Origin of the sequence: Acinetobacter sp. Lyrl_1 (assembly GCF_051948795.1) — a bacterium.
GTDB lineage: Bacteria > Pseudomonadota > Gammaproteobacteria > Pseudomonadales > Moraxellaceae > Acinetobacter > Acinetobacter towneri.
Genome location: NZ_JAYJLK010000106.1, coordinates 1 through 693, shown reverse-complemented (window position 1 = coordinate 693; position 693 = coordinate 1). Strand labels below are relative to the sequence as shown.

Sequence of the window (693 nt, the reverse complement as noted above, 5' to 3'; positions counted from 1 at the left end):
CCCTAAAAATAATTGAGTTTAAAAGTAGAAAATCGAATAACCTTGATTTAAGGAGATTTTCTATGAAAACATCTAAGTATTCAGACAGCTTGATCATGAGTATCTTGAAGCAAGCTGAAGCAGGAACACCCATACCGAACTTGTGCCGCGAACATGGTATGAGCTCTGCTACATTCTACAAGTGGAAGTCCAAATATGGCGGCATGGATCTTTCAATGATGACGCGGCTTAAAGAACTTGAGGCTGAAAATGCCCGTTTAAAACGCATGTATGCTGATGAGCGGCTAAAGTCAGACATCTTGCAAGATGCACTTTTAAAAAAGTTTTAAGGCCTGTTCAGCGAAAGTCACTTGCTCAGCAAGCTACTGAGCAATTTAAGATTTCAATCAGCATGGCCTGCTTAATTTTTAAAGTCAGTCAAACGTGTTATCGCTATAAAGCTCGTTTAGATGAAGAGAATCAACAGATTGCCGAATGGTTGATTCAATTAACCAATGATCATAAAACATGGGGCTTCAAGCTTTGTTTCCTGTATTTGCGTAATGTTAAAAAATACAAATGGAACCACAAACGTGTCTATCGCATTTATAAGGAGCTTGAGCTTAATTTAAGAATCAAGCCTAATAAGCGGATTAAACGAGAACAGCCTGAAACCCTTGCAGTACCGACAGCTAAGAATGAATCATGGTCAAT

At 38.5% G+C, this 693-nt stretch carries 1 pseudogene; it reads left to right on the top strand.

The features are described from left to right. Nucleotides 1-62: 62 nt before the first annotated feature. Nucleotides 63-693, top strand: a pseudogene (locus tag VF675_RS13740) (IS3-like element ISAba20 family transposase); the annotation flags it as partial.